A 25,261-nucleotide genomic window follows, 5' to 3' on the forward strand; every position below is an offset into this window, starting at 1 on the left:
CCGCTCAGCACGCCCGGCCGCCGGGATCGGCGGCGACGGCGCGCAGCACGGTCGCGTGGGCCCGCCTGTCGTCGGAGAGTTCGGCCAGGTAGGTGTCGACATCGGCTGCCGCGCTCTGCACCACGGGCATACCCTAGCGCCGCGCGAGGTCCGGCTGCGCGAGCAGGCCGAGCCAGCGCTGGCTGTTTACGCGACCGGTGCCGATGGATCCGCCCCCTCGGCCCGGCAACTGCCCTCGACCTCGGCCAGTCGGCGGCGCAGATACCCGTGTGCGGCATCGTTTCCGGCGGCCGCCAGCGCGATCCGGTAGTTCTGTGCTGCCTCGGTGAAGCGCCCGGCCCGGCGGTACAGGTCGGCGCGTACGGCCGCGATCGGTTGTCCGCCGGCCACGCGGCTGTCGTCCGTGACCTGCTCCAGCGCCTGCAGGCCCGCCGCCGGACCGTCGCGGAAGCCCACCGCGACCGCTCGATTCACCCGTACCGCGGGTGAGGGCGTGTAGCCGAGTAGTTCGTCATAGGCCGCGACGATCGCATTCCAGTCGGTGGCCGCCCAGGTCGGCGCGATCGCGTGCGCCGCCGCGATCCGGGCCTGCGCCAGGTACGGACCGCCCCCTCGGCCGCGATCAGCAGGCAGTTCAGCCCGGCCCGGATCGTCTGGCGATCCCACCGGCCACGGTCTTGATCCTCCAGCGGGATCAATTCGCCGTCCCCATTCCGGCGCTGCGAACGGCGGCTGTCGGTGAGCAGCATGAGGGCGAGCAGGCCGTGCGCCTCCGCCCGCACGGCCCGCTCCTCGGCCGGTAACAGCGCGCACAGCAGGCGGCCGACCCGTAGCGCCTCGTCACACAGTTCGTCACGCACGGCCTCGGGGCCGGCTGTCGCGAAGTAGCCCTCGGTGAACAGCAGATATACCACCGCGAGCACCGTCGGCGCCCGTTCCGGCAGCAGATGCGCAGGCGGGACCCGCAAGGGGATCCCCGCGTGCCGGATCTTGGCCTTCGCGCGGCTGATCCGCTGCGCCACGGTCGACTCCGATTGCAAGAAGGCCCGGGCGATCTCGGCGGTCCGCAGACCGCATACCAATCGCAGCGTCAACGCCACCCGGGATTCCGGAGCGAGTGCGGGATGACAGCAGGTGAAGATCATCCGCAGCTGATCGTCGGGCAATTCGCTCATCTCCGTCTCCGCGGGGCTCGGTGCCACCAGGACGGCCTCGTGTTCCTTCCCGTGGCGCGCGGACTCCCGGCGCAGCCGGTCCAGGGCGCGCCAGCGGGCGGTCGTGGTAATCCAGGCGCCCGGATTCGCCGGGACACCGTCGCGGTCCCAGGTACGCAACGCGATCGCGAACGCCTCCTGTACCGCGTCCTCGGCCAGATCGATATCACCGGTGAACCGAGCGAGGGTGGCCACCGCGCGGCCGAACTCGGCACGGTACACGCCACCGAGATCCGCCGCCCGCGCTGCGCTCATCCGCCGTCCCTCCGATATGAGCGGAGTCCTGCCTGGTCACGCTCAGCGATCCCCCTCCGGGCCGGGCGAACGCCCAGGCGGCGTCGATTTCGAGGCCGTCGGGGCCGGGTTCGGCAATCGCGTTCACATCCACTACCGCGGGCAGTGCTGCTCTGCCCACCCGGCAGCAGCGGAGCCACCGCCTGGTGGCGCTCCGCTACCGCTTCCCGGCCGCCTCGCCCCGCGGCGCAGCATCGTCCGACAGCTACGCGAGAGGTCGATGACCGCGCTCCGCGAGGTGGTCCGTTCATACCCCGAGGTTCACCACCTGCCGGACCTCCGTGCCGCCGCCGGGACCGATCGGGATTTTCGCGGCGATTTCGGTCGCGGCGCCGCGATCGGGGGCGGTGAACAGGTAGAGACCGGCCACCACCTCCGCAGTTTCGGTGAACGGCCCGTCCGTGAGCAGCGGTGGCCCGTCAGCGCCGCGCACGGTGGTGGCGGTGGACGGCGGTTGCAGCGCACCAGCGCCGCGCACCACCGCTCCGACCCGCTCACCGAACCGCTCGTGCTCGGCGACTGCGCTGTCCCACTCCGGCGTACCCGGCGTAAGCGTCGAATCCGCCTGCTCCCACAGCAGTGCCATCCACCAGTCCGGTCCCGGTTCGTCATGCGGCAGCCACTGGACCAGCGGACGGAGCTCGACCGATCCTGTCGCCACCGCCGGTAGCTGCCGGACGAGATCGGTCGCGGCGTCCAGGTCGGGTACATCGAATACATAGAATCCGCCGACGACTTCGGCGTGCTCGGCGAACGGACCGTCGGTGACCAAGGTGTCCGTGCCGCCCCGCCGGATGGTGACGGCGTCCGCCGACGGATACAGCGCAGCCCCGCCGGCGATGACGTCGGCGACCCGGGCATCGAACGCCGCATACTGTTCGACCTCCGCATCGAACTCCGCCGTGCCCGGTTGCGCCACGGCTTCGTCCTCTTTCCCGGTAAGCAAAGCCAGGTAGTACATATCGTCATCCTTCCGCGTCGGTGAGGAGCCCGATACCCCTCTCACCAATACGACGAGCGGGCAGGTGAGTTCTCGACGGGATCGGAGAATTTCCGCCGAAAGACCAGCTGCCTGCTCTGCGCCGTTGTGTTCGGTCCCGGCTGAAGGCCTCGCACCCGACGCCGATAAGGTGATGCACTCCCGCCTCGACACTCCTGCCGGTTACACGCTGATGGCGTGGGACTTTCCGCACGACAGGCCGAACCATCCGACGTATCGGCCCGGGAACAACGTCGCGCTCTTCCTGAGCGGCGACGACGGTAGCGAACTGCGCGCTTCTTTTCAGCGGCTGTCCGAAGGCGGCACTGTCACCCTGCCGCTGGAGAGGCAGGTCTGGGGTGACGAGGCGGGTTCGGTCGTCGACCGGTTCGGGATCACCTGGATGTTCAACATCAGCGCCCGGTGACCGGCAGCCGCGGGGTCCCGTTGTGAACGCGCGGAACGCTAACCGCCGGCGAACGGCGGCAGGACGTCGACGCGAGGGGGGAGTGCGACGGTCGTGTCGCGGGTCAGTTCGTCGCCGATGAGGTACGCGCAGACGGCGAGCATCTTGTCGAGGTCCGGGCCGTAGGTGGCGGCCAGGCGGGTGCGCAGATCGGCGACGGTGGCGCCGGGCGGCAGGTCCAGGCTTTCGGCATCTTTGCCGACCGCGTCGGCGATGGCGGCGAAATAGCGGACCTCAACCACCTATTGCTCCCATCGTGCGTTCCGGTGGGACGAAGTCCGCGGCATCGATACCGTGACCCGCCCATTTCTGCCACATCGCGCCGCGCCACAGCCGCGCCAGCTCCTCATCGCTCGCGCCCGCGCGCAGTACGCCGCGCAAATCGAACTCCTGATCACTGAACAGGCAGGATCGGAGCATACCGTCGGCGGTGAGGCGGGTGCGATCGCAGGTATCGCAGAATTTGCGGGTGACCGAGGCTATGATGCCGACGGTCGCGGGGCCCCCGTCGACCAGCCAGGTTTCGGCGGGGGCGGACGGGTCTTCGCGGCCGGCGGCGCTGAGCCGGTATCGAGTGCCGAGCACATCGAGTAGTTCCGCGGCGGTGACCATATTCGCGCGCGCCCATTCGTGGTCGGCATCCAGCGGCATCTCCTCGATGAACCGCAGCTCACAGCCCTCGTCGAGACACCAGCGCAGCAGGTCGGGGGCACCGTCGAGGGTTTCCCGCATGAGTACCGCGTTCACCTTCACCGGCGCCAATCCGGCGGCGCCCGCGGCCCGGATCCCGGACAGCGCCGATTCCAGCCGGTCGCGGCGGGTGAGCCGGGCGAAACCGGCGCGGTCGACGGTGTCCAGGGAGATATTGACCCGGCTCAGGCCGGCTTCGGCCAGCCCGGCCGCGCGATGGCGCAAACCGATCCCGTTCGAGGTCATCGCCAGGGGGATTTCCGGGGCGGCGGTATGGCAGCCGGCCACGATCTCCTCCAGATCACGCCGCATCAGCGGTTCGCCGCCGGTGAAACGGACCTCGTGGATTCCCAGCTCACGCACCGCGAGGGTGACCAGCCGGACGATCTCGCCCGCGGTGAGCAACTCTTCCGGCGGGATGGCGGGCAGCCCCTCTTCGGGCATGCAGTAGGTACAGCGCAGCGAACATTTCTCGGTAATGGATACCCGCAGGTCACGCGCGGTGCGGCCGAAGCGGTCCACCAGCAGCGGTGTTTCCGGACGCCCTTCCAGCGAGGGGCGCCCGGACCGCACAGTGGGTATCCCCATCTCGACCAGCGTCACCCCACCATTATGGACGCCAGGCCGCTACACGCACCCCTCCTCCGCCGGATCGCTGCATAATGCCCGGCCCACCGGCCGCGCGGGCGTGGCGTGCGGCAGCGGACAGCGGGCGATACGGCGACGCCCGCCCGGCCGCCGCCATTACTCTGAGCGCATGATCTCTCGGCCCGCCAGTCCCCCGGTCCGGTCGGCGGACGACTACCGCGACACCATCGAACAACTGTTGCGCCCACTCGCTGCCCGGCCGGTCGATACCGTGCCGGTGGCCGAAGCGCTCGGCCGGCAACTGGCCGCGGATATGCATGCGCCGATCGATCTGCCGGTGTTCCGGAATTCGGCGATGGACGGCTACGCGGTGCGAGCCCAGGATGTGGTCGCACCACCCGTCGATCTGCCGCTCACCGGTGTCGTGGCCGCAGGCGACGCGGGCCTGCAGCCACTCGCCCCCGGTACGGCGCGCAAAGTGATGACCGGCGCACCGCTACCGCCGGGCGCGGACTGTGTGGTTCCGGTGGAGGATACGACCGCCGGCGCCGACACCGTCCGGATCGAACGCGGGCGGTCAGCCGGCGAATTCGTCCGCGAACCGGGTAGCGATATACGCGCGGGCGCCGAACTGGTCACCGCCGGGACAACCCTCGCGCCCCGGCATATCGCGGCATGTGCCGCGGCCGGACTGGCACAGCTGCCGGTTTTCGCACCCGTGCGGGCGGTCGTCATCAGCACCGGCGACGAACTGGTCGCACCGGGCAACCCGCTACGACCCGGGCAGATCTACAACTCGAACGGTATCGCGCTGGCCGCGGCACTCACTGCCAACGGTGTCGAGGTCGTCGCGATCCGGCACAGCGGTGACGACCCCGGACAGTTCCGGCATCTGCTCCGCACCGCCGCCTCGACGGCCGATCTGGTGATCACCACCGGCGGTGTCTCCAAGGGCGATTTCGAAGTGGTACGGGAGGTGCTGATCCCGCTGGGCGGCGAATTCGGTCCGGTGGCCATGCAGCCCGGCGGACCGCAGGGGCTGACCGTGGTGGACGGCGTCCCCGTGCTCAGCTTTCCGGGAAACCCGGTGAGCGCGGTGGTGTCGTTCGAGGTGCTGGCCCGCCCGATCCTGCGCCGGCTGGCGGGGCTGGAGCCGGTGCCGGAGTACGAACTTCCGCTGCTGGGCGCGGTCCGCCGTTCGCCGGAGGGGCGGCGGCAGTTCCTGCGCGGCAAACTGGTGTGGAAGGGTTCGCAGCCGCGTGCGGTGGAAGTGGTTTCCGGGCCTGGATCGCATCTGGTGGCGAGTATGGCGGCGGCCGATGTGCTGATCGATATCCCGGCGGCGGTTACCGAACTCGCGGCCGGAACGACTGTGCGAGTGTGGACGATATGAGCGAGTTGTCGCATGTGGATTCCGCGGGGCGGGCCCGGATGGTGGATGTGAGTGCGAAGGCCGACACCACCCGGATCGCCGTGGCCGGCGGAGAACTGCACACCACCCCGGAGGTGGTCGCGCTGGTCCGTGCCGACGATATGCCGAAGGCCGATGTGCTGGCCACCGCCCGGCTGGCCGGTATCGCGGCGGCGAAGAAAACCTCCGAACTGATTCCGCTGTGCCATCAGCTCGCGCTCTCCTCGGTCAAGGTGGAATTCGGTTTCACCGACTCCGCGATCACGATCGAGGCGTCGGCAAAGACCACCGGCCCGACCGGGGTGGAGATGGAGGCCCTGACAGCGGTCGCGGTCGCGGGGCTCACCCTGCACGACATGGTGAAGGCGGTGGATCCGGCGGCCGTGCTGAACGGTGTCCGGCTGCTCACCAAGGAGGGCGGTAAACGGGGCCAGTGGACCCGCCCCGACGCTCCCACGGCCACCGGAGTGCAGCCTGGTACATCCGCCGCGTTCGGTGGCGACACCGCCCAGGCTGTCAGCTCACCTGCATCCACTCCGGACAGCGGCGCCGGTGCGCACGCGGAGGGCGGCAACTCCGATGTATTCGCGCCGGACGACGAGGTCCGCGCAGCCATACCGGACGACGTCGGCACCGCCACTTCCGATTCGAACGGTGGGACACCTGCCCCCGGGGACACTCCCGCACGCCCGTCCGGCGGCGAAACGACCGGCACAGCCGTCGTCGTGGTCGCGTCCACCGGGGCGGCGGCGGGGACGCGGACCGATACCACCGGACCGCATCTGGTGTCGTGGTTGCGGGGGCTCGGGTATTCCGCGGGGGATCCGCTGGTCTACGCGGACGCCGATATCGCCGACGGGCTGACCGAGGCGCTGCGGACCGCGCCGGATCTGGTGGTGACCACCGGGGGAACCGGCGCCGCGCCGTCCGACCGGACACCGGAAGCGACAGCGGCAGTACTCGACCGGGAACTGCCCGGGGTGGCCGAGGCCATCCGGCAGCGGGGTACCGCGAAATTCCCGCTCGCGGCGTTGAGCCGGGGTGTCGCGGGGCTGGCCGGACGGTCGGTGGTGGTGAATCTGCCCGGCTCACCGGGTGGTGTGAAAGACGGTATCGCGGTGCTCGAACCGCTGTTGGGGCATCTGCTGGCGCAGGTGGCGGGCGGCGGGGCACACGAGGGCGGCCAGGGGGCACCGCGGGCCGAGAGGGGAAACGAGAGCGCTCATGCCTGAAGAATCTGCACAGCTACCGGGCGGGACCGGCGCGGTCCGGCTCGCCGAAATCAGCGACGGGCCGCTGGATCCCGCCGTCGTGGACGCCGCGGTCCGGGGGCCGAGTTTCGGCGCGGTCGTCGTGTTCACCGGCTTGGTCCGCGATCACGACGGCGGACAGGCGGTATCGGCGCTGGAGTATTCGGCGCATCCGCAGGCGGCCCGGTTCCTGCGCGAATGCTGCGCCGCGATAGCGGAATCCACGGGCCTGCCGGTGGCGGCGGTGCATCGGGTCGGGGATCTGGCGGTGGGTGATCTGGCCATCGTCACGGCGGTGGCGGCGCCGCATCGCGCCGACGCGTTCGCGGCATGTTCGGCGCTGGTGGACCGGATCAAGCACGAGGTGCCGATCTGGAAACGGCAGATGTTCGCCGACGGTATGTCGGAATGGGTGAACGCCTGCGGTTGACCGGTTCAGACGGTACTTTCCGCGGGCACGTAACGCCAGACGCCGAGCATGTCCTGTTCCTCGAGCGGTTCCGGGCCCGCATGCACGGTTCGGCGTAACCGCTCGTGTATCGCGTCGGTATCCAATCCGGTGCCGATCAGCACCAGTTCGGTATCGCCGGTGCGGGAGCGACGGGCAGGTTCCATGCTGATCGCCCGGCCCACCAGGTGCACCACGTACCGGCCGGTGCCCGGGACCGCGAACGAGGCGAAACCCTTGGCGCGGAATACACCCGGTGGCGGGTTCTCCAGGAATTCGATGAGCCGGCGCGGATGCAGTCCGGTGGCGGAGGTGAACACCGTGCTGGTGTAGTCGTCGTGCAGATGGCGGTGCTCGCCGTCGGTGTCCGCGTCGTCGTGGTCGTGCAGCAGTTCGTCCAGGCTCAGTTGTTCGCCTATCCGCGGGGTGTCGCGGTTGCGGGGGTCGAACAGAAGGCCGGGGTCGATACGGCCGCGGGTGGTGGCGTACACCGGAGCCCCGTCGGTGATCGTCGTGATCTCCGACCGCAATCGTGCGACAACGCCTTCGCCGAGCCGATCGACCTTGTTGAGTACCACGAGATCCGCCAGCCGCAGATGGCTCGTCAGTTCCGGATGCCGGTCGCGGGTGGTCGCGAATTCGGCAGCATCGACCACTTCGAGTAGACCGCCGTAACGGATGCGGGGGTTCTCGCTGCCCACCACCATCCGCACCAGATTGCGCGGTTCGGCCAGCCCGCTGGCCTCCACCACGATCACATCGATCCCGGCCCGGGGATCGGTCAACCGGGTGAAGAGTTCGTCGAGTTCGGCGACGTCCACGGCGCAGCATACGCAGCCGCTGCCCACCGAAACCATCGCGTCGACCTGCCCGGCCACCAGCATCGCGTCGATGTTGACGGCACCGAAATCGTTGACCACCACACCGATCCGGGTGCCCCGGTTGTTGTGCAGCAGACCGTTGAGCAGGGTGGTCTTCCCGGCGCCCAGGAATCCGGCCACGATCACCACGGGTATGCGCTCAGCCACCCGACCACCTTACTGAGTCGGCGCCGGCCACCGGCAGCCCGCCATCGGCGAGGAGAATTGATTATGTTTCAAATTCCGGTTGTCCGCATTTCCCGTTCACCGGGCTTTCTTTCGTGGAATATGGGAAAAAATTCCGCAATCTCCGAAACCGGTATGGGGATTCTGGTAAACGTGCCGGGGAGATCGGGGGGAATCTCGGAATACCTATCGGAACAGAATTACCGAGGAGTACCGGATGCGTGCACCTACGTTGCCGGTCGCCGCGGCACTGCTGTCGGCGGCGATCATGCTGGGCAGCGGTAGCGCGGCGGCCCAACCCGCCGATTTCATCCCGAACGACGGCGTCTACCGGGTCGGCGTGGATATGCGACCCGGCGTGTGGGAATCACCCGGCCCCGTCGACCCGGCCCAGGGCTGCGATTGGCGGCGACTGTGGCGGATCGAGGGCGACAACACGAATATGCAGTACATCATCGAGAACAACTACACGAAGCTGGGCCCCGTCCGGGTCACCGTGAAACCGTCCGACGCCGGTTTCCTCACCCGTAATTGCGGACCGTGGCGGATGGTGCCGCCCGCCCCCACGGGTTCGGCCGGTTTCTGACCCCGGAGACGACGCAGCCCGGTCCCCTGTCGCGGGAACCGGGCTCGCCGGGTGCTGCGGTAGATCAGGCGTGCGCGCGCAGCTGATACAACCCCTCGGTTTCGGCGACGACCACGCCGTCGACATCGGTGAGCACCGCGCGCAGCGTGAAATCGGCCTTACCGTTCGCCTCGGCCTCCGCGCTGACCCGCTCGATCTCGGCTTCGGTCAGCGTCGCCTCCGCCCGCACCGCCGTGGTCGCGGGCCGGCGGAAAGCGATCCGCAGATCCTTCACCAGCGGATAGAACTTCGCGGTATCGAAACTGGCCACGGCGATGGCACCGCCCAGGATCTCGCCCACGGTGAACAGCACCCCCGCGTACATGACGCCGAAATGATTACCGTTGCCCTCGGCGGGCACGGTGGCCGCGGCATAACCCGGCCGCACCTCCTCGGCGTGCACACCCATCCGGTGGGCGACCGGGATGGTGTGCTCCAACGCCGAGTTCACGATCTCGGCGACGGGCGGGTTGCGGGTATCGCTCATGGCAGGACGAGCCCTTCCGGGGTCACGCGACGGACTGTTTCTCCGTGGCCGAATGGTGCGGATCGGCGTCCGGTACCTCGGTGCCGCGTAGCGACGTACCCGCGGTCTCCTTGAGGAACGCCCAGGCGACCAGGCCGACGAGCGCGGCACCCGTCATGTAGAGGGCGGGGAACAGGCTCCAGCCGGTGCCCTCGATCACCGCCTCGTTCACCAGCGGTGCGGTACCACCGAAAGCGGCCGTGGACACGTTGTAGCCGAGCGCGAAACCCGCATAGCGGACATGGGTCGGGAAGATCGCGGGGAAGGTCGCACTGATGGTCGACAGCTGCGGTACATACAGCAGGCCCAGCACCACGAAGCCGACGATCGCCCAGCCGGTGCCCTGACCCATCAGCCAGTACATCGGCACGGCGAGCACCGCGAGACCCACCAGCGAGAACAACCACATGGGCCGCCGGCCGACCCGGTCGGAGAGGCGACCGAAGAACGGCACACACAGCATCATGATGACCTGGCCGATCAACATCATCGCGGTGGTGGTGGATTCCCCGAGGCCGATGGTGTTCTGCAGGTAGGTCGGCTGGTAGGTGAGCAGCGTGTAGTTCGCCACGTTCAACGCCACCACGAGACCGAACAGGATCAGCACCTCGCGCCAGTACGTGGTGAGCAGGATCCGCAGGCCGCTTTCGGGATGCTCCTTCTCGTTCACCTCGGTGAAGACCGGGGATTCGTCGAGCCGGGTCCGCAGATACCAGCCGATGGCACCCAGCGGGATCGCGATCAGGAACGGGATACGCCAGCCCCAGTCGTGCATCGCATCGGAACCGAGGATCAACTGGCACAACAGCACGACCGCCGAGCCCCCGACGAACCCGCCGAGCGTGCCGAACTCCAGGAAACTGCCGAAGAAGCCGCGCTTCTTGTCACTGGCGCATTCCGCCAGATAGGTCGCGGCGCCGCCGTATTCACCGCCGGTCGAGAAACCCTGCACCACTCGGAGCAGGATCAGCAGGATCGGCGCGAGCACCCCGACCTGGCCGTGCGTGGGCAGGACACCGATCAGGCCGGTGGCGGCGGCCATCAACAGGATGGTGGTGGCCAGGACCACCTTGCGACCCACCCGGTCGCCGAGCGGACCCCACACCATGCCGCCGAGCGGACGCAGGACGAACGAGACGGCGAACCCGAGCATGGTGCCCAGAGTGCCGAGATCACCGGGGAAGAACGCCTCGGTGAGATAGGTGGCGGTGGCGGCGTAGACGCCGTAGTCGAACCATTCCGTGGCATTACCCATGGCAGAGGCCGCCACCGACCTCTTGAGATGGGGCGTCTCCGGCGGTTTCTCGAGATGTGCCCCGTCCGGATGCTTCTCCAGTTGTGGCGTGTCCGGCTGCTGCTCCGTCACGGTCAGTCCTCTCCGGCGTGCGCGGCCAAGTCGGCCCGGCCGACCCATAACGTCGCGCCCGCCGGCGACCGGGTTCCGGCGAGTATCGACCTCAAACCGTTACCCGGGATTTGCCCTGGGTAAACGCGGACCAGCGCCGAGCCCACCGGACCGATGGCTTTGATCAGCTATTTCCCAGCTTATGTGAAGGCGGTCACGCCTGCCCTCTATGGGCCGCCGACGCACCGGGGAACATGGAGCACAGAGCCGGCCGCAAGGGTGCGCGGTCGGCTCCGGGTGCTGGACGGCGAGAGAGTACGACCCGGCTCCCGGCGTACTGGGCAGCGAGGGCGCGCTGCCGGCTCTCAGCGGGCTGGGCAGCTAGGCGCACGGCCGACTCCCGCGCACCGAGCAGCCGAGTGTGCGGCCGACTCCCGCGCACTGAACAGCCAGTTCCATGGCCGACTCCCGCGCACCGAGCAGCGAGATAGACGGCCCGCTCCCGGCGTACCGGGTCGCGAGAGTGTGCGGCCGCCCCACAGGGGCTGGACGGCGAGGGCGTGCGGCCGATTCCAGGCGTACTGGGCAGCGAGGGCCTTCTCGCCGCCCCAGTGTCGATCAGTGAGCCTGTTCTCCCGCGGCGACCTCCGGGCGCTCGCTGTGCTTCACCTCCACCAGCGGCAGGCGCAGGGCGGCGGGGGCCGCGGCGGGGACCACCGGCGCGACCGGTTCCACCGGCGCGATCCGCCGGTACGGCGATCCCAGCGGCGGCCGCGGATCGGCCTCTCCCTTGTTCGGCCACAGTGCGACAGCCCGCTCGGACTGCGCGGTGATGGTGAGCGAGGGATTCACGCCGAGGTTCGCGGAAATGGTCGAACCGTCGATCACGTGCAGGCCCGGGTATCCGTAGAGCCGCTGGTAGGGGTCCACCACACCGGTTTCGGGGTTGTCGCCGATCACGCAACCACCGATGAAATGGCCGGTCATCGGGATATTGAAAACGCTGCTGATCGGCCCGCCGGGGGTGCCATCGATTTTGCCGGCGACCCGCCGCCCCACCTCGTGCCCGGCGGGGATCCAGGTCGGGTTGGGGGCGCCTTCGCCCTGTCGCGTGGTCATCTTGCGTTTGAACAGGCCGCGTTTGGTGTAGGTGGTGATCGAATTGTCCACCGACTGCATCACCAGCAGGCCGATCGACTGCTCCGACCAGTGCCGCGGATTCTGCAGATGCGGCATATCGCGACGGTGCCGCCACATCTCCCGCAACCAGAGCCGCCGCTTGGATACGCCCGGCTCCTCGCTCACCATGATGCTGCCCAGCAGTGCGATCACATTGCTGCCCTTGCCGTAGCGCACGGGTTCGACATGGGTATCGGCGTCGGGGTGGATCGACGAGGTGATCGCCACCCCCTTGGTGAAATCGTTGTCCGCGACCCGGCTGCGGATGGCGAGCAACTCCTCGGAGTTGGTACGCGAGAGGAAACCGAGCCGGCCGGAGATATCGGGCAGCGAGCCGGCATCACGCAACTTGTGCAGCAAACGCTGTGTTCCCAGCGACGCCGCCGAGAAGATCACCTGTTCGGCGGTGTAGGTGGTGCGCTTCTTGCGCATCCAGCGGCCCGTGGCCACGGTCTTGACCGCGTACCCGCCGCCGGGCAGCGGTTTCACATCGGTGACGGTGCGCAACGCATGTACCGCCGCACCGGCCTGCTCGGCCAGGTACAGGTAGTTCTTCACCAGAGTGTTCTTGGCATTGTGGCGGCAGCCGGTCATACATTCACCGCAGTGGGTGCAGGAGCGCCGCGCCGGGCCCGCCCCGCCGAAGAACGGGTCCTCGACCTCCTCGCCGGGCCGGGAGCCGGGCCCGCCGAAGAACACGCCGACCGGGGTCCGCTGATAGGTATCGGCGACCCCCATCTCCTCGGCGACCTCGCGCAGCACCCGGTCGGTGGGTGTGGTCGCGGGATTGGTGGTCACGCCCAGCATGCGCTTGGCCTGGTCGTAGTAAGGACCGAGCTCGTCCTTCCAGTCGGTGATATGGGCCCACGGCCCGTCCCGGAAGAATTTCTCCGGCGGCTCGTACAGCGTGTTCGCGTAGACGAGGGAACCACCGCCGACCCCTGAACCGGCCATGATCAGGGTGTCCTTCAACAGCGCCAGCCGCTGGATACCGAAACACCCCAGGAAGGGCGCCCACAGGTACTGCCTGGCACGCCACGATGTTTTCGCGAATTCGTCGTCGGCGAAGCGACGCCCGGCCTCGAGGACACCGACCCGGTAGCCCTTCTCGGTCAACCGCAGGGCACTCACACTGCCGCCGAATCCGGAGCCGATGACGAGAACGTCGTAGTCGAAGGTCTGGCCGGGCCCGGCGTCGGTGCCGGGACTCGTTGCGGAACTGGACATTCTTCCGAGACTATGGCCTGGGTCACCCGGAGGGAACACACCCGCGGTCAGGAAATCGGCTTTTTCGGCCAACTCCGGGTTATACGCGGCTCATCTGCCCGCATCGATTTCCGGTTCGTGGCCGGATATATCTACTTGCGGTGGTATGGTCGCCGGCGCGGGTTCCCCGGCGGATTCGGCACCGGGCCGGCCGTGTTCGACCACGAAACTCGCTCGGGTGACAACGGGTGCGCCGGGTTCCCGGACGAACGGCACCACCCGGAAATCGCTGCGCCACAGCTGGTGATCCACCTCCACCCGGACATAGCCGCGCTGGCCGTTGAAGAATTTCATATCGGGATTGGCGGCCAGCAGGGTCCGGCCGCGCGGGGTCAGATCGGCGCCGTCACGACCGGTGGTGATCGAGGTCCCGGTGAATTCCGTGGCGACCACCGGCGACCCCGGATCCCGGTAATCGCCGCGGATATCGACCACATAGTTCTCGTGCCGATCACCCGTGAGCACCACCAGATCACCCCGGCCGCGGGCGGCGGCCGCGGCGAGCACCGCGTTGCGATCGGCGACATAGCCGTCCCAGGCATCGGTCCCCACCGCCACGGCGGGGCCGGGGTCGTAGTCGGATTGCGCCATGGCGACCTGATTGCCCAGTATCTGCCAGCGCGCCGGCGAGCGGGTGAGACCGTCGATCAGCCATTCGCGCTGTTCGGCGCCCAGGATCGTACGGTCGGGGTCGAAGCGATCGGCGCAGTCGACGACGAGATTCGCACCGTCGCCACAGACCAGCGGTGAACGGTACTGGCGGGTGTCGAGCATGGTGAGATCGGCCAGGTCACCGAAGGTGTACCGGCGGTGCATCCGGGCATACGGGCCCGCCGGCAGTTGTTCGATGCGCAGCGGCAGATGTTCGTACATCGCCTGGAATGCGGCCGCACGCCGCCGCCGGAACAGGGCGGGCAGCAGATGGATATCGATACCGGCGCCGGGTTCGAAACCCGCCCAGTTGTTGTCGATTTCGTGATCGTCGAAGGTGCAGACCCATGGGAACGCGGCGTGCGCCGCGCGCAGTTCCGGTTCGGCCTTGTACTGCGCGTAACGGAGCCGGTATCCGGTGAGGTCGGTGGCCTCGTCGCGTAACGTCTCCGGGATCGTGACCCCCGCCCGGCCGCGCGCCCACTCCATTTCGTAGATGTAGTCGCCGAGATGCACCACCAGATCCAGGTCCTCGGCGCCCAGGTGCTCGTAGGCGGTGTAGTAGCCGGAACTCCAGTGCTGACAGGACGCGAACGCGAACCGCAGCCGATCGGTCCGCGTTCCGGCCGCGGGCGCGGTGCGGGTGCGGCCGACCGGTGAAATCGCCGAACCCGCACGGAATCGGTAGAAATACCAGCGATCCGGCGCCAAACCTCGCACCTCGGGGTGCACACTGTGGCCGAGTTCCCGGGTGGCCACCGCGCTCCCGCGGGCAGCGATCCGGCGGAACTGCTCGTCCTCGGCTACCTCGTACTCGACGGTGACCGGTGCGAGCCCGGTCCCGCCCAGCCCGTCGGGGGCGAAGGGGTCGGGCGCCAGGCGCGTCCACAGCACCACGCCGTCGGGCAGTGGTTCACCGGAAGCGACTCCCAGCGTGAACGGGTCGCCGAGCAGGCGCGGCGCCCGAAACGGCGCGCTGCTCACCAGACCCGCACCGGCCAGCACTGCGACGGCACCGGCCGACCCCGCATGCAGCAACCTGCGACGGGATAGGGGCATGGATCAAATTATTGCCTGTCCCCGGCCGATCCGCCCCAACGGCCCGGTATCCGGCGGGGCAGCCGAGCCCGCACCGCACAGATCGAAGAGCTGAGGCCCCGCGGACAGGGGCTGCAAGGTGCCGGCCCGACCGCCTTCCCGAGCCGGCCTGCCGTCGCCGGGAATCCGGAAAGATCCCCGCTGAAACACCCGTGCACGACGGTGTAGCCGCCGATGCCGGAGTCCCGAGGCCCCTGCGTCGGCGAGCTCGCCGCGCCCCAGTCGCCGAGGACTATCAGCCGGCCCTGTCCTTCCGCTCGAAGCGTGGACGACCGCATCAGCAACGCATTCCGGCGGTGCTGTGACCTGAGCCCGACCAACTCACCGTCGACGGCACGGTTCCGGTAGCGTCCATGGCCCGGCAATGCGGCCGCAATCCGGATCCCTGCCGTCGACCGGTAGCTCGACGGGGGCCGAGGGCAGACTCACGCCCGCCCTCGACCGCTGTCCGTTTCGCGATACTGCCTAGAGGTCGGCGAAGCAGACCACGAAGCGGCGCTGGTCGTAGACGAAACCGCTGTCGGCCGACGGGCAGGCGTTCACGCTGTTGGTATCCGGCAGGATGCTGATCACCTGCACCCCGCCGGGGCCGCAATCGGCGCGCTGGGGCTCATCACCCGATACGTCCACGCAGCTGCCGACGACCCAGTCGATATCGAGGCACAGGGTGGTGTCGGCGATGGTGTGGGTGGTATCGCCGTCGGCGGGGCAGGCCGTACCGGCCGGGCCCACCGCGGACACCTTGTACCGGGATTCCGCACTGCCGCAGGCCGCTTCGGTGACTTCCTTCTCACCGAATCCGCTGAGGCATTCTCCGGCGGCCACCTCGACCTTCGGCGGCGCCTGTTTCGCCTCTTTGTTGACCTGTCCCGCGGTGCCGAGGGCGGGCGGGGTGGTGGTCGGCGGCGTGGAGGCCGAGGGCGGCACGACCGGCACCACGGGTGGTGCGGGTGTCGTGGTCGTCCCGGCGATCGCACTGGTGGCGGACGGGGTGGGTGCGGCGAGATCCTCGGTCGCCTCCTCCGTACCGCTACCACCGGCCGTGGCCAGCAGGGCGGCGATCCCGATTCCCAGCACGATCGAGGTCACCACGGCGGCGATGGCGATCGCCGCTGCGGTGGCGCCTACCCGTGCGCGTTTGTCCTGCTTCGAGAGCGGCGGCTGCCCGTCGTTCTCGTTCGGTGCCGGATCGGTCACGGTTCGCCGCGCAGGACGGCCGCCACGGCGTCACCGAACGACTGCCCACCCATGACGTAACCGCCGGCCACACCGCCAACGAGCATTCCGATCGGCCCGGTGATGATGCTGAGGAAGCCGAGGCCCACGAGCGCGCCGAGCAGACCGCCCAGCACCGCGCCGGCCGCAACGCCGGCGACGTTCTTCTCCAGTTCGGAGGTGAGCCGGGCCATCGAGCTCACCGGCCGCATCTCGCCGATGTTCTCGGCGGTGACGGTCGGGGTGAGTTCGAGAGAGGTGCCGTCGCCACTGATTTCGTGCGCGACGGCCATATCGCTGCCGGAGATCTCGTAGGTCAGCGGCACCTCGGCCACGACGGCGCCGCTGACCGCTTTCAGTACGGCGGTGGCGCCGTCGGGGGTGAGTTCGAACCGGCCGTTCTCGACCTCGGTGGTGATGGTCTGCGTCTTCTGGTCGACGCTGGTCTCGTAGGCGATTCCCTGGTCGACGCCCTCGCTCTCGAGCTTCGGGGCCGGAGCCGCCGGTTCGGCGTGCACGGTCGCGGCCGAAATACCGACGGCGGCGACGGACAGAAGTGCGGTGGCGGCGAAAGTGCCGAACTTCATTACGTTCAATTCCTTCTCACGTAGACCGTCCCGGAACCGGGCGGCTGCGATTTCAGTTCGCGCACAGGACCATACCGATATTCGGACTCGAGGTGCATACCCAGAATTCAAAGGAATTTTCATCCTTTAAATTGCTACGCAATAACGGGTAATCGGCGGCGGAATTCCGCGAACCTCGCCCGACGCAACGGTTATACCTCTCGGCAATATCTGAAACGAACGACCGAACGGCCCACCAGCATTCACCTGGCAATCACGCGTCGTCGATAACGTTTACGCACCGTTATTCACTCGAAGGCCCCCTGCTGTTACACGTCCGCCAGGTATCCCGTGAACCACTCGGTGAGCATTACCCCATTCGTGACCCCCGCACACACTTCGTGATCATGCGGGTCTGTGTCCCGTGATCCGCAGGTGCTCGACTACTTACAGGATGTCCGATACCTGCCGATACCACCGGAGCCGGCCATGAACTCATCGGGAAGTCTTCGCCTCGGGGGCACCGCCTGCGCGCTCGCCGCCGCGGCCGTCCTCGGCCAGCCTGCCACTGCCTCGGCCTACATCACCGATGTCGCCGTATCCGGTGGGTTCGGTCTGGGTTTCATCCAATACGGGGTCGGCTGCACCTACACCGTGACCGCTACCGGCGCACCCGGTGATCAGGTGGTTTTCGCGGATTCGGTGAACGGGCAGCCGGGCGGCGGCACCTTCGGCCCGGTCGAGGAGGAGGAACCGGGGGTGTTCACCGCGGACTGGAACCCTTCCGTGATCGGGCGGCACACCGTTTCCGCGGGCGGCGCCACCACGAACGTCAACGTTCAGGTCGGCTACGACTTCGGCATCATCTGCTTCACGTTGCCCGAGTGGGTTCACCTGCCGTTCTGATCTTGTCGGCACCTCATCCGGCCGCACACCTGCTTCCGGAGCGCTTGACAGGCCCGGCAATTTTGACAGACTCCGACGAAATCGCCGGGCGGGTATGCGCCGGGTCGTACGGAAGGATTTCGGATGGGTGTCTATGCGGTCACCGGAGCTGCCTCGGGGATGGGCCGGGCCGTCGCCGAGAAGCTGGAAGCCGAGGGCCACCGGGTGATCGGCGTGGATATCCAGGAAACCGATATCGTCGCCGACCTCTCCACCGCGGCGGGACGACGCCGGGCGATCGACGAAGTGCTCGAGGCGGCGGATGGGCGGCTCGACGGCGCGGTCCTGGCGGCGGGACTGGGGCCGGTACGCGATCGGTCGCGGCTCCCGGTGATCGCCGCGGTCAACTACCTCGGCGTGGTCGATCTGCTCGAGGGCTGGCGGCCCGCCCTCGCCGCGACCGGTGCCGCGCGCGTGGTGGCCTTCGGCAGCAATTCGTCCACCACGGTCCCCCTGGTACGGAACCGGACGGTCCGGGCTTTCCTGGCCGGCGATACCGAGCGCGCGGTCCGCAGCGTGCGGATCTTCGGCGCCCAGGCTGCACCTTTCGTCTATGCCGCGTCCAAGGTCGCGGTGAGCCGCTGGGTCCGCCGGCATGCCGTCCGGCCGGAGTGGGCGGGCGCCGGTATCCGGCTCAATGTCATCGCACCGGGTGCCATCCTGACTCCGTTGCTGGAGCGCCAGCTGGCCACACCGGGCGAGGCGAAGGCGGTCGAGGCGTTCCCGGTTCCCACGGGCAGTTTCGGCAAACCCGAGCACATCGCCGACTGGGTGTACATGATGCTGTCTCCTTCGGCCGAATTCCTTTGCGGCAGCATCCTGTTCGTGGACGGTGGCACCGACGCCTACTTCCGCCCGAACGACTGGCCGCGGGCCGTCCCGCTGCGGGGCGTGCTGGGCTACCTCCGGAAATTCCTGGGCTACGCCGCGACCCGCCGCACGTGAGGTCACCGGGCGAAGGCCGGTAGTAATACTCATGCCCGCCCCGCCCTCGCGCGGCAGACTCGGTGGGGAACCGGATCAGCCGAATGGGTCAAAGGGGAGCTTCGATGACATGGTCGTGGGTATGGCGGGTGACGACCGGGGTGGCGCTGCTGTGCCTCCCCTTGATCATGGTCGCCTTACGACTGAATATTTCGGTGGGCTGGATCTTCGTCTTCGTGTTCGTCTACGGCGCACCACTGTGGCTGGGCAGCGTCGCCGTCACCATCTGGATCTCGCTGGGCTTGTTCACCCCGGGTAGTGCCGTCGAGTCCGCCGGGCCCCGCATCCGCTGCCTGCTGTACGGGTTGCTGTGGCTCTACCTGGCGGCCCTGAGCTTCTTCTGCCTGTTCATGTCCGACGGTGGTGACGCCGACGACTGGCAGTCGCCCGCCGGTCATTTCCTGGGCGTCGACGGCTACAACAGCACTACGCCCGAATACCTGTGGCGCGCGGAAGCCGCGGCGTTTCCGAGTCTCGTGGTGAGCTGGGTGGCGTTGCTCGCGGCCGCGATCGTCTATGGGGTGATCGGTGCCCGCCGCCGGCGGGACCGCGCCCGATCCGCAGCCGTGCCCGTACCGTAGAACGTGGTCACGGCGGTTCGGGTAGCTGCAATGCGTTGAACCAGATCCAGTTCAGGGTGTCGAGCAAGGTGTCGAAATCGATCTCCTCGCCCTCGACGAACACCAGCGAGGCCATCCGGCTCACCATGCTCGACAACGCCAGCGCCGTCACCCGTGCGTCCAGCCGCGGCGTCACCAGCCCGCGCTGCTGCAGGTCGCGGATCAGCGCAGCATTGCGATCGATGAACGCCGATGCCCGTTCGGCGCGCAGGGCCGCGAACTGCTGATCGACCCGCGACACCTGTTCCAGCGCCGCCATCAGCCAGGCATTACGCCGGTAGGCGCGCAGGTACTCCCGGTTGGCGGCAGCGATCCAGTCCCGTGGGTCGGTACTTCCACCCCGGGCCCGGACATGCGGATGCAACATCTCGTCGCGGACCTGCGCGACGACTTCGGAGAAGATCTCTTCCTTGCTGTCGAAATGGGTGTAGAAGGAACCCGAGGCCACACCCGCGGTGCGGGCGATATCGCTGATCCGGGCATCGACGAACCCGTCGCTTTCGAAAACCTGCCGGGCCGCGGCCACCAGTGCGGCCCGGGTCCGGATACCGCGCCGGCTCTTCGGCGCCGGGCGGCCGCCGGCCGGCGCCGCCGCGGCACCGGGGTCGGTGGCGGTATCCGCTACCGCGCTGCCGTCCGCGGCTGTCACCGGCCGCTCGCCGGGAACAGACGGCCCGTCGCCAAGGTGGTGATCCGGTCCTCGTTACCGGCGTCGCGCAGCGTCGCCCGCACCACATCGGCCCGCAGTGTCGCGTCGGCGACCACCGGACCCACTCGCGCGGCCTGCAGATAACGCAGGCCCAGCGTGCTCAGGGTCGCGCCGGGAGCGAGCGAGAGCATAGCCTCCTCGGCGGCGAGCGCGATCAGGCCACCATTCACTGTGCGGGAGGCGTTCAGGCCGTCGTCGGTCCGCGGCAGCACCGCGGTCCCCGGCGCCCGCCGCTCGCAACCCGCCCGCTCGGCCAGCGGTACCGCGAGCAGCCGGCCGGTGACCGGCATATCGATACGCATCCGGTCCGGTAGCCGCAGTTCCTCGTTCGGCGACACCATGAACGATCCGCCGCCGAACGCGAAGGGTTCTCCGTCGACGGTCCACTCCACCTCGGCGACGAAGACCGAACGTCCCGCCTTGATCTTGCGGCCCACCGCCCGGACCTCACCGGAGCTCGGCGCCGGCCGGTAGAGGTGCACATCGAGTTCGAGGGTCACCGGAACCCGCGGCCCCAGGGTGAGCGCCGCGAGCAGGCCGGTCACCGTATCGGTCCAGGTGGCGAGCACCGAGGTCCGCAGCCGGTCGGTACCCGGCACATGCATCTGCGGGGTGATCGTCGCCGAGCCGTGCAGTTCCTCCCCCACCATCGTGGTCGCGAACCCCAGCTCCAGCAGAATATGCCGCCGCCGCTGCGGTTCCGTACCGGTCTCCACGGTCATCCGAAGCCTCCTCGCACTCGTCCGCAACAGCACCCGATGATCGCCGGACGCCGACAGGGACCAATCCAACGTATCTCTCGCCGGGCCGGTGGACAGGACCTACGTCGGCGGATTGCCGACGCGAGCCGGGCCGGCTCCTCGCCACCGGCCCGGTTTGCCGGGAGTTCAGCCGGCAGCTTCGGCGGCGGCGCGGGCCTTACCGAGTTCAGCGCGGGCGATGGTGAGTTTGTGCACCTCATCGGGCCCGTCGGCAATACGCAGGGTGCGCAGGTGGGCGTACATACTGGCCAGCGGGAAATCCTCGGTCACCCCGGCCGCCCCGTACACCTGGATCGCGCGGTCCACGATACGCAGCGCCATCACCGGCGCAGCGATCTTGATGGCCGCGATCTCCGTGCGCGCCTCCTTGTTGCCGACCGTATCCATCATCCAGGCCGTCTTCAGGGTGAGCAGCCGTGCCTGTTCGATATCGATCCGGGCCTCGGCGATCCAGTCGCGGATATTGGCACGTTCACTGACCTTGCGCCCGAACGTGATCCGCGATTCCGCCCGCGCGCACATGAGTTCCAGGGCGCGTTCGGCCATTCCGATGGCACGCATCGCATGGTGGATCCGGCCCGGGCCGAGCCGCGCCTGGCTGATCGCGAAACCCTCGCCCTCACCTTTGAGCACATCGGTCACCGGTACCCGGACGTCGGCGAATTCGATTTCGGCGTGCCCCTCACGGTCGACATACCCGAATACCGGCAGATTCCGCACCACCCGGACCCCCGGCGCATCGATCGGCACCACCATCATCGACTGCTGCCGGTGCTTGGGCGCCTCCGGATCGGTTTTGCCCATGACGATCAGCACCTTGCAGTTGCGGTGCATGGCGTTGGAGGCGAACCATTTGCGGCCGTTGAGAACGTAGTGGTCGCCGTCGCGTTCCATCCGCATCTCGACATTCGTGGCATCGGAGCTGGCCACACCGGGCTCGGTCATCGCGAAGGCCGAGCGGATGGCGCCGTCGAGCAGCGGTTCGAGCCAGCGTTCCTTGTGTTCCTGGGTGCCGAAGAGGGTGAACACCTCCATATTCCCGGTATCGGGCGCCGAACAGTTGCACGCCTCCGGTGCCAGCGCCGGGCTGCGGCCCATGATCTCGGCCAGCGGTGCGTACTCCAGGTTGGTCAGCCCCGGGCCCCATTCCTCGTGCGGATGAAAGAGATTCCACAGGCCGCGCTGCTTGGCCTCGGCCTTCAGATCCTCGAGGATCTGCGGGTGATGATGCGGATCGCCGGCCGCGGCCATCTGCTCGGCGTACACCGGTTCGGCCGGGTACACGCATTCGTCCATGAAACCGAGGAGTTTCTGCCGGTACTCGCGGGCGCGGTCGGTCGAGGTGAACAGTTCCACGGGAGAACTCCGATCTTCGGGGCGCGGCTCGATACGCCGCAGACGGGCCTTCGATGCTCCACCGCACGGTAAACCAACTTGAATCCGGATTCAAGTACAGGACACCCCGGCCTACTCGGCCAGGCCACCGGGCTCGCGGAGCGCGGAGCGACCGGCACCCGCGGAGACCTCCACGGGCTTCGCACCACGCCGCACCGGACCCCGCGAGCCCCGGGGCCACCTTTACGGGATCCGGTCAGGTATAGGTGGCCGGACGGACAGCGGCATACTGGACGCCCAACAGTGGCGCACCCGGCGGGAACGTGACCGGAAGCTCCACCAGCGAACGATGGAACGGGCCCGGCCGCCACGCGGGTTCGTCGTCCGGGAAATCGGCGCGCATCTCCGGCAACGCGTCCAGCAGCTGATCGATCGCCCCTTCGGCGATGATATAGGCCAGCGACTGCGCGGGGCAGGCATGCGGCCCCAGACCCCACGCGAGATGGGCACGGTTACCCGTGAGCTCCGACGCCCGGATCTTGGGGTCGTTGTTACAGGCGGCCATGCTGATCACCACCGGCTGATGCGCCGGCAACCAGACATCGTCGAGCAGGATCGGCATCCGCGGATAGGTCACCAGCAGATTGGCCAGCGGCGGATCGTTGAACAGCACTTCGTCCAGGGCATCACGCGAAGTGAGGTTGCCACCGAGCACGCTGCCACCGAACCGGTCGTCGGTGAGGATCAGCAGCAGGGTGTTGACGATCAGATTGAGTTCGAATTCGATCCCGGTGCCGTATATCTGCGAAACATGATGGGACACTTCCTCATCGGATAGCTCGGCAGGATGCCGCAGCAGTACCGAGGTGATATCGGCCGCGGGGTTCTCCCGCTTCGTCGTCACCAGATTCGCCAAGGCCTCGCCCAGCATCCGGCTGCCGGCCTCGGCGTCGATACCCTCGAGCATCGCGGCGATACCGGCGGCAACCTGCTGACCGACCTCCGGTGGACTGCCGAGCAGATAGTTGATCACCTGGAACGACAAGGGGAAAACATACTGCTGGATGAGTTCCGCGCGCCCGTCCGCGCAGAACGAGTTGATCAGCGGACCCGCAATGTTCTCCACCACGGCGTGAATGGCATACATATCGATTTCGTCGATACTGGCCGTAATCGCCTGCCGATAGCGCAGGAATTCCTGGCCGGCGCACCGGCTGGCCATCGGCCGCCACTCCATGATCGGCAGCACCGGACACCCCGCCGGCACATCCTTTTGCCAGGTCCGTGGATCGGCGGGGAACCGTTCCGGATCGTTGAGTACCCGCAGCGCGGTCGAGTAGCCGATCACCAATGTGGCAGGCACCCCCGGGGCCAGTTCCACGGGTGCGAGCGAACCGTAACGCCGGCGCATGTCCTGGTAGGCGCGATGCGGATCGGCGGCGAATTCCGGGAGATACAGCGCGTACCGGGGATCGTCGTGCGAACCGGGGCTGTGCGGAGCCGGGGCGAGTCTTCGATATTCCGAGCTGCTCAAGAAGGAACTCCATACGTCTGGTAGCGGGACCGATGGTTTTCCACCGGCCGGGCACCGGTTCGAGCCTCCTCCTGCACACTGGCTCGAGCCGGAACGACGCGATGTTACGACACTGCCGGACCTCTGTATGTTTTCGAAAACGGTTGTCCACACATGCTTTTCGAAACAATCATTGGACTGGTCCGCACATCTCGGGCCCGTACCGCGGGCGAAAATGCGGCTGACCGGGACCGAGTCGCCGACACCGGTCCCGGGCCTCCGTTCAGACCCCCAACGCGTCCAGCGATCGATTGTCGTGCACGGCCGTGGTGATCCGGCGCATAAGCGTCAAACAGGTTTCCTGCGATTGCATTTCGGGTTGATAGGCGGCCCGGCCGATCGTGAACGCCCAGGCGGCGTAGGCGAACATCGATTGCTGCCGGTAGATCAGCCAGGCATCGTCGAAGGACGGCGCGCGGCCACCGGCGCCGGCGAGTTCGTCCAGATAGGCCCTCAGCAGATCCTCGGCCCAGGCCCGCCGGTCGGCAGGCTCGCATCCCGAGTTCACCGTGTACGCGAAATCGTGGCCCCAGCCGCCGCGCATCACGACCTGCCAGTCGACATATCCCATCCGGCCGTCGGCAGTGCGGTAGGTCTGACCGATATGCGGGTCCCCGTGCAGCAGGGTGTGCGGAAGCTCCCGCGTCGCGAGGTCCACCGCCCGTTCCACCCCGGCCCACAGCCGGTCCGCCTGACCGTGCAACTCCTCGGGGACGACCTCGGCCGCCCGTTCCAGCCCCACCGTGCAGCGGGTCTTCATATCGATCGCGGCCAGGTACGCGGCCAGCGCCTCGTTCGTCGTCTTCAACGGTTCGATCGCCGGGCTCTCCCAGAACGTGCCGTGCAACCGGGCCAGGTTGCGCACCAGATCTTCCATCTCCGCGCGGCCGATCGGTTCGGTGGGCTCACTGAACACCGCGCCCCGCGTCACGGCGATATCCTCCATCAGCGCGATCGAACGCCAGGACGCCGGATCGGAGGCGCCCCAATAGCCGAGCGGCGCCTGGATATCGAGTTCCGGCCGGAAATCCCGGAAGAACCGGGTCTCCCCGTCGATCATCTTGCCGCCGCCCAGCAGGATGCGCTGACTGAGCGAAGTGGTGGTTTTCGCGAACAATGCCCGCGGCAATTCGGCGGCCTGCCCGGTTTCGTTGTACTCCACGCGGATCGCGACCCGGGTGGATGTGCCGCTGCTACCGCCGTCGATCTCGAACGAGACGACTTCCGCACCGGGTGTGTCGCGGCACAGGACCGCGGTGAGCCATTCGGTGGTCAGCGCCGCCCCGGAGGCGGGCACATCGTCGATGGTGCGGGCACGGTGCCGGGTGATCTTCTCCCCGAGAATATGCCCGCCCACCGCGGCGAGCCGCCCGAGCAACCAGAGTTTGTGATTCATTTCCGCCTCACTTTCCGGATGCGCGCGTGGACAGCCGCGCACCGCACCGGACCATCCGGCCCGGATTTCCTATCGCATCGA

The 25,261-nt window shown here is 68.1% G+C and carries 23 protein-coding genes and 1 pseudogene; 8 read left to right on the top strand and 16 right to left on the bottom strand.

The annotated features are described in order from the left end of the window. Positions 1-186: 186 nt before the first annotated feature. Positions 187-1,469 (bottom strand): annotated as a pseudogene (locus ON22_RS19160) (RNA polymerase sigma factor). A gap of 286 nt (positions 1,470-1,755) precedes the next feature. Then, on the bottom strand, positions 1,756-2,469 hold the full coding sequence (locus ON22_RS19165) for a YciI family protein (protein ID WP_033241167.1): 714 nt from the start codon (positions 2,467-2,469) through the stop codon (positions 1,756-1,758). Positions 2,470-2,641: 172 nt separating this feature from the next. Between ON22_RS19165 and ON22_RS19170 the strand changes: the two genes are divergently transcribed. Then, the gene (locus ON22_RS19170) at positions 2,642-2,914 is read left to right on the top strand and encodes a VOC family protein (RefSeq protein ID WP_174375604.1); all 273 of its coding nucleotides are present in this window, start codon (positions 2,642-2,644) and stop codon (positions 2,912-2,914) included. Positions 2,915-2,952: 38 nt separating this feature from the next. Here ON22_RS19170 and ON22_RS19175 read toward each other — a convergent pair whose 3' ends face one another. Further along, entirely contained in the window at positions 2,953-3,195 is a 243-nt protein-coding gene (locus ON22_RS19175; RefSeq protein ID WP_033241166.1) for a MoaD/ThiS family protein, read from the bottom strand. Next, positions 3,188-4,246 carry a GTP 3',8-cyclase MoaA gene (moaA, locus tag ON22_RS19180; RefSeq protein ID WP_033241165.1) on the bottom strand — a complete coding sequence of 353 codons (1,059 nt, stop codon included), beginning with the start codon at positions 4,244-4,246 and terminating at the stop codon, positions 3,188-3,190. The genes ON22_RS19175 and moaA overlap by 8 nt, the downstream gene beginning before the upstream one ends. A 154-nt stretch (positions 4,247-4,400) precedes the next feature. Here moaA and ON22_RS19185 point away from each other — a divergent pair, with 154 nt between their 5' ends. From ON22_RS19185 to ON22_RS19195, 3 genes are read left to right on the top strand one after another with little or no spacing between them, the layout of a single operon-like run. Then, positions 4,401-5,624: a molybdopterin molybdotransferase MoeA gene (locus ON22_RS19185; protein ID WP_033241164.1), complete on the top strand. Its 1,224-nt coding sequence runs from the start codon at positions 4,401-4,403 to the stop codon at positions 5,622-5,624. Next, positions 5,621-6,874 (top strand): bifunctional molybdenum cofactor biosynthesis protein MoaC/MoaB, encoded by a 1,254-nt coding sequence (gene moaCB, locus ON22_RS35795; protein WP_051157831.1) that lies wholly within the window; start codon positions 5,621-5,623, stop codon positions 6,872-6,874. The genes ON22_RS19185 and moaCB overlap by 4 nt, the downstream gene beginning before the upstream one ends. Then, a complete protein-coding gene (locus ON22_RS19195) occupies positions 6,867-7,322 on the top strand; it encodes a molybdenum cofactor biosynthesis protein MoaE (RefSeq protein ID WP_051157818.1) in 456 nt (151 codons plus the stop codon). The genes moaCB and ON22_RS19195 overlap by 8 nt, the downstream gene beginning before the upstream one ends. Positions 7,323-7,327: 5 nt before the next feature. Here ON22_RS19195 and ON22_RS19200 read toward each other — a convergent pair whose 3' ends face one another. Beyond that, positions 7,328-8,368 carry a CobW family GTP-binding protein gene (locus ON22_RS19200; protein ID WP_033241163.1) on the bottom strand — a complete coding sequence of 347 codons (1,041 nt, stop codon included), beginning with the start codon at positions 8,366-8,368 and terminating at the stop codon, positions 7,328-7,330. A gap of 235 nt (positions 8,369-8,603) precedes the next feature. Here ON22_RS19200 and ON22_RS19205 point away from each other — a divergent pair, with 235 nt between their 5' ends. Continuing rightward, the gene (locus ON22_RS19205; RefSeq protein ID WP_033241162.1) at positions 8,604-8,972 is read left to right on the top strand and encodes an Rv1352/Rv1906c domain-containing protein; all 369 of its coding nucleotides are present in this window, start codon (positions 8,604-8,606) and stop codon (positions 8,970-8,972) included. A gap of 64 nt (positions 8,973-9,036) precedes the next feature. On the opposite strand, the gene ON22_RS19210 is transcribed toward ON22_RS19205, so the two are convergent. The 6 genes from ON22_RS19210 to ON22_RS19235 form a co-directional block, all read right to left on the bottom strand. Continuing rightward, positions 9,037-9,498, bottom strand: a complete 462-nt coding sequence (locus ON22_RS19210) for a PaaI family thioesterase (RefSeq protein WP_033241161.1) — start codon at positions 9,496-9,498, stop codon at positions 9,037-9,039. 22 nt (positions 9,499-9,520) lie between these two features. Beyond that, a complete protein-coding gene (locus ON22_RS19215) occupies positions 9,521-10,792 on the bottom strand; it encodes an MFS transporter (RefSeq protein ID WP_081595697.1) in 1,272 nt (423 codons plus the stop codon). Between the two features lie 708 nt (positions 10,793-11,500). Beyond that, positions 11,501-13,288: a GMC family oxidoreductase N-terminal domain-containing protein gene (locus ON22_RS19220; protein WP_051157819.1), complete on the bottom strand. Its 1,788-nt coding sequence runs from the start codon at positions 13,286-13,288 to the stop codon at positions 11,501-11,503. Positions 13,289-13,378: 90 nt separating this feature from the next. Next, the gene (locus tag ON22_RS19225) at positions 13,379-15,037 is read right to left on the bottom strand and encodes an alkaline phosphatase D family protein (protein ID WP_033241160.1); all 1,659 of its coding nucleotides are present in this window, start codon (positions 15,035-15,037) and stop codon (positions 13,379-13,381) included. Between the two features lie 504 nt (positions 15,038-15,541). Next, positions 15,542-16,273 carry a hypothetical protein gene (locus tag ON22_RS34760; RefSeq protein ID WP_051157820.1) on the bottom strand — a complete coding sequence of 244 codons (732 nt, stop codon included), beginning with the start codon at positions 16,271-16,273 and terminating at the stop codon, positions 15,542-15,544. After that, a complete protein-coding gene (locus ON22_RS19235; protein WP_033241159.1) occupies positions 16,270-16,878 on the bottom strand; it encodes a DUF8020 domain-containing protein in 609 nt (202 codons plus the stop codon). Before ON22_RS19235 ends, ON22_RS34760 begins: the two co-directional genes overlap by 4 nt. A gap of 396 nt (positions 16,879-17,274) precedes the next feature. On the opposite strand from ON22_RS19235, the gene ON22_RS19240 reads away from it, so the two are divergent. From ON22_RS19240 to ON22_RS19250, 3 genes are all read left to right on the top strand, one after another. Beyond that, positions 17,275-17,763, top strand: coding sequence for a hypothetical protein (locus ON22_RS19240; protein ID WP_033241158.1), 489 nt, complete (start codon positions 17,275-17,277; stop codon positions 17,761-17,763). Between the two features lie 123 nt (positions 17,764-17,886). Continuing rightward, complete coding sequence (locus tag ON22_RS19245; protein ID WP_033241157.1) at positions 17,887-18,747, top strand: SDR family oxidoreductase; 861 nt, start codon at positions 17,887-17,889, stop codon at positions 18,745-18,747. Between the two features lie 104 nt (positions 18,748-18,851). Further along, complete coding sequence (locus tag ON22_RS19250) at positions 18,852-19,367, top strand: hypothetical protein (protein ID WP_156052176.1); 516 nt, start codon at positions 18,852-18,854, stop codon at positions 19,365-19,367. 7 nt (positions 19,368-19,374) lie between these two features. Here the strand turns inward: ON22_RS19250 and ON22_RS19255 are convergent, their stop codons facing one another. From ON22_RS19255 to ON22_RS19275, 5 genes are all read right to left on the bottom strand, one after another. Further along, the gene (locus ON22_RS19255) at positions 19,375-20,055 is read right to left on the bottom strand and encodes a TetR/AcrR family transcriptional regulator (protein ID WP_231507894.1); all 681 of its coding nucleotides are present in this window, start codon (positions 20,053-20,055) and stop codon (positions 19,375-19,377) included. After that, complete coding sequence (locus ON22_RS19260; protein WP_033241155.1) at positions 20,052-20,837, bottom strand: PaaI family thioesterase; 786 nt, start codon at positions 20,835-20,837, stop codon at positions 20,052-20,054. Before ON22_RS19260 ends, ON22_RS19255 begins: the two co-directional genes overlap by 4 nt. 165 nt (positions 20,838-21,002) lie before the next feature. Continuing rightward, on the bottom strand, positions 21,003-22,226 hold the full coding sequence (locus ON22_RS19265; protein WP_373280877.1) for an acyl-CoA dehydrogenase family protein: 1,224 nt from the start codon (positions 22,224-22,226) through the stop codon (positions 21,003-21,005). 241 nt (positions 22,227-22,467) lie between these two features. After that, positions 22,468-23,745: a cytochrome P450 family protein gene (locus tag ON22_RS19270; RefSeq protein ID WP_051157821.1), complete on the bottom strand. Its 1,278-nt coding sequence runs from the start codon at positions 23,743-23,745 to the stop codon at positions 22,468-22,470. A gap of 262 nt (positions 23,746-24,007) precedes the next feature. Next, positions 24,008-25,180 carry an aminoglycoside phosphotransferase family protein gene (locus tag ON22_RS19275; protein ID WP_033241153.1) on the bottom strand — a complete coding sequence of 391 codons (1,173 nt, stop codon included), beginning with the start codon at positions 25,178-25,180 and terminating at the stop codon, positions 24,008-24,010. Between the last annotated feature and the right edge of the window lie 81 nt (positions 25,181-25,261).

Origin of the sequence: Nocardia carnea NBRC 14403, from assembly GCF_000308515.1 — a bacterium.
Taxonomy (GTDB): domain Bacteria; phylum Actinomycetota; class Actinomycetes; order Mycobacteriales; family Mycobacteriaceae; genus Nocardia; species Nocardia carnea.

Bases quoted from the DNA above. Each gene is read 5' to 3' on its own strand.
- ON22_RS19235 (WP_033241159.1), bottom strand. From the start codon at position 16,878: ATGAAGTTCGGCACTTTCGCCGCCACCGCACTTCTGTCCGTCGCCGCC.
- ON22_RS19165 (WP_033241167.1), bottom strand. From the start codon at position 2,469: ATGTACTACCTGGCTTTGCTTACCGGGAAAGAGGACGAAGCCGTGGCG.
- ON22_RS19225 (WP_033241160.1), bottom strand. From the start codon at position 15,037: ATGCCCCTATCCCGTCGCAGGTTGCTGCATGCGGGGTCGGCCGGTGCC.
- ON22_RS19170 (WP_174375604.1), top strand. From the start codon at position 2,642: ATGCACTCCCGCCTCGACACTCCTGCCGGTTACACGCTGATGGCGTGG.
- ON22_RS19210 (WP_033241161.1), bottom strand. From the start codon at position 9,498: ATGAGCGATACCCGCAACCCGCCCGTCGCCGAGATCGTGAACTCGGCG.
- moaCB (WP_051157831.1), top strand. From the start codon at position 5,621: ATGAGCGAGTTGTCGCATGTGGATTCCGCGGGGCGGGCCCGGATGGTG.
- ON22_RS19220 (WP_051157819.1), bottom strand. From the start codon at position 13,288: ATGTCCAGTTCCGCAACGAGTCCCGGCACCGACGCCGGGCCCGGCCAG.
- ON22_RS19260 (WP_033241155.1), bottom strand. From the start codon at position 20,837: ATGACCGTGGAGACCGGTACGGAACCGCAGCGGCGGCGGCATATTCTG.
- ON22_RS19185 (WP_033241164.1), top strand. From the start codon at position 4,401: ATGATCTCTCGGCCCGCCAGTCCCCCGGTCCGGTCGGCGGACGACTAC.
- ON22_RS19205 (WP_033241162.1), top strand. From the start codon at position 8,604: ATGCGTGCACCTACGTTGCCGGTCGCCGCGGCACTGCTGTCGGCGGCG.
- ON22_RS19215 (WP_081595697.1), bottom strand. From the start codon at position 10,792: ATGGGTAATGCCACGGAATGGTTCGACTACGGCGTCTACGCCGCCACC.
- ON22_RS19275 (WP_033241153.1), bottom strand. From the start codon at position 25,180: ATGAATCACAAACTCTGGTTGCTCGGGCGGCTCGCCGCGGTGGGCGGG.
- ON22_RS19250 (WP_156052176.1), top strand. From the start codon at position 18,852: ATGACATGGTCGTGGGTATGGCGGGTGACGACCGGGGTGGCGCTGCTG.
- ON22_RS19195 (WP_051157818.1), top strand. From the start codon at position 6,867: ATGCCTGAAGAATCTGCACAGCTACCGGGCGGGACCGGCGCGGTCCGG.
- ON22_RS19245 (WP_033241157.1), top strand. From the start codon at position 17,887: ATGGGTGTCTATGCGGTCACCGGAGCTGCCTCGGGGATGGGCCGGGCC.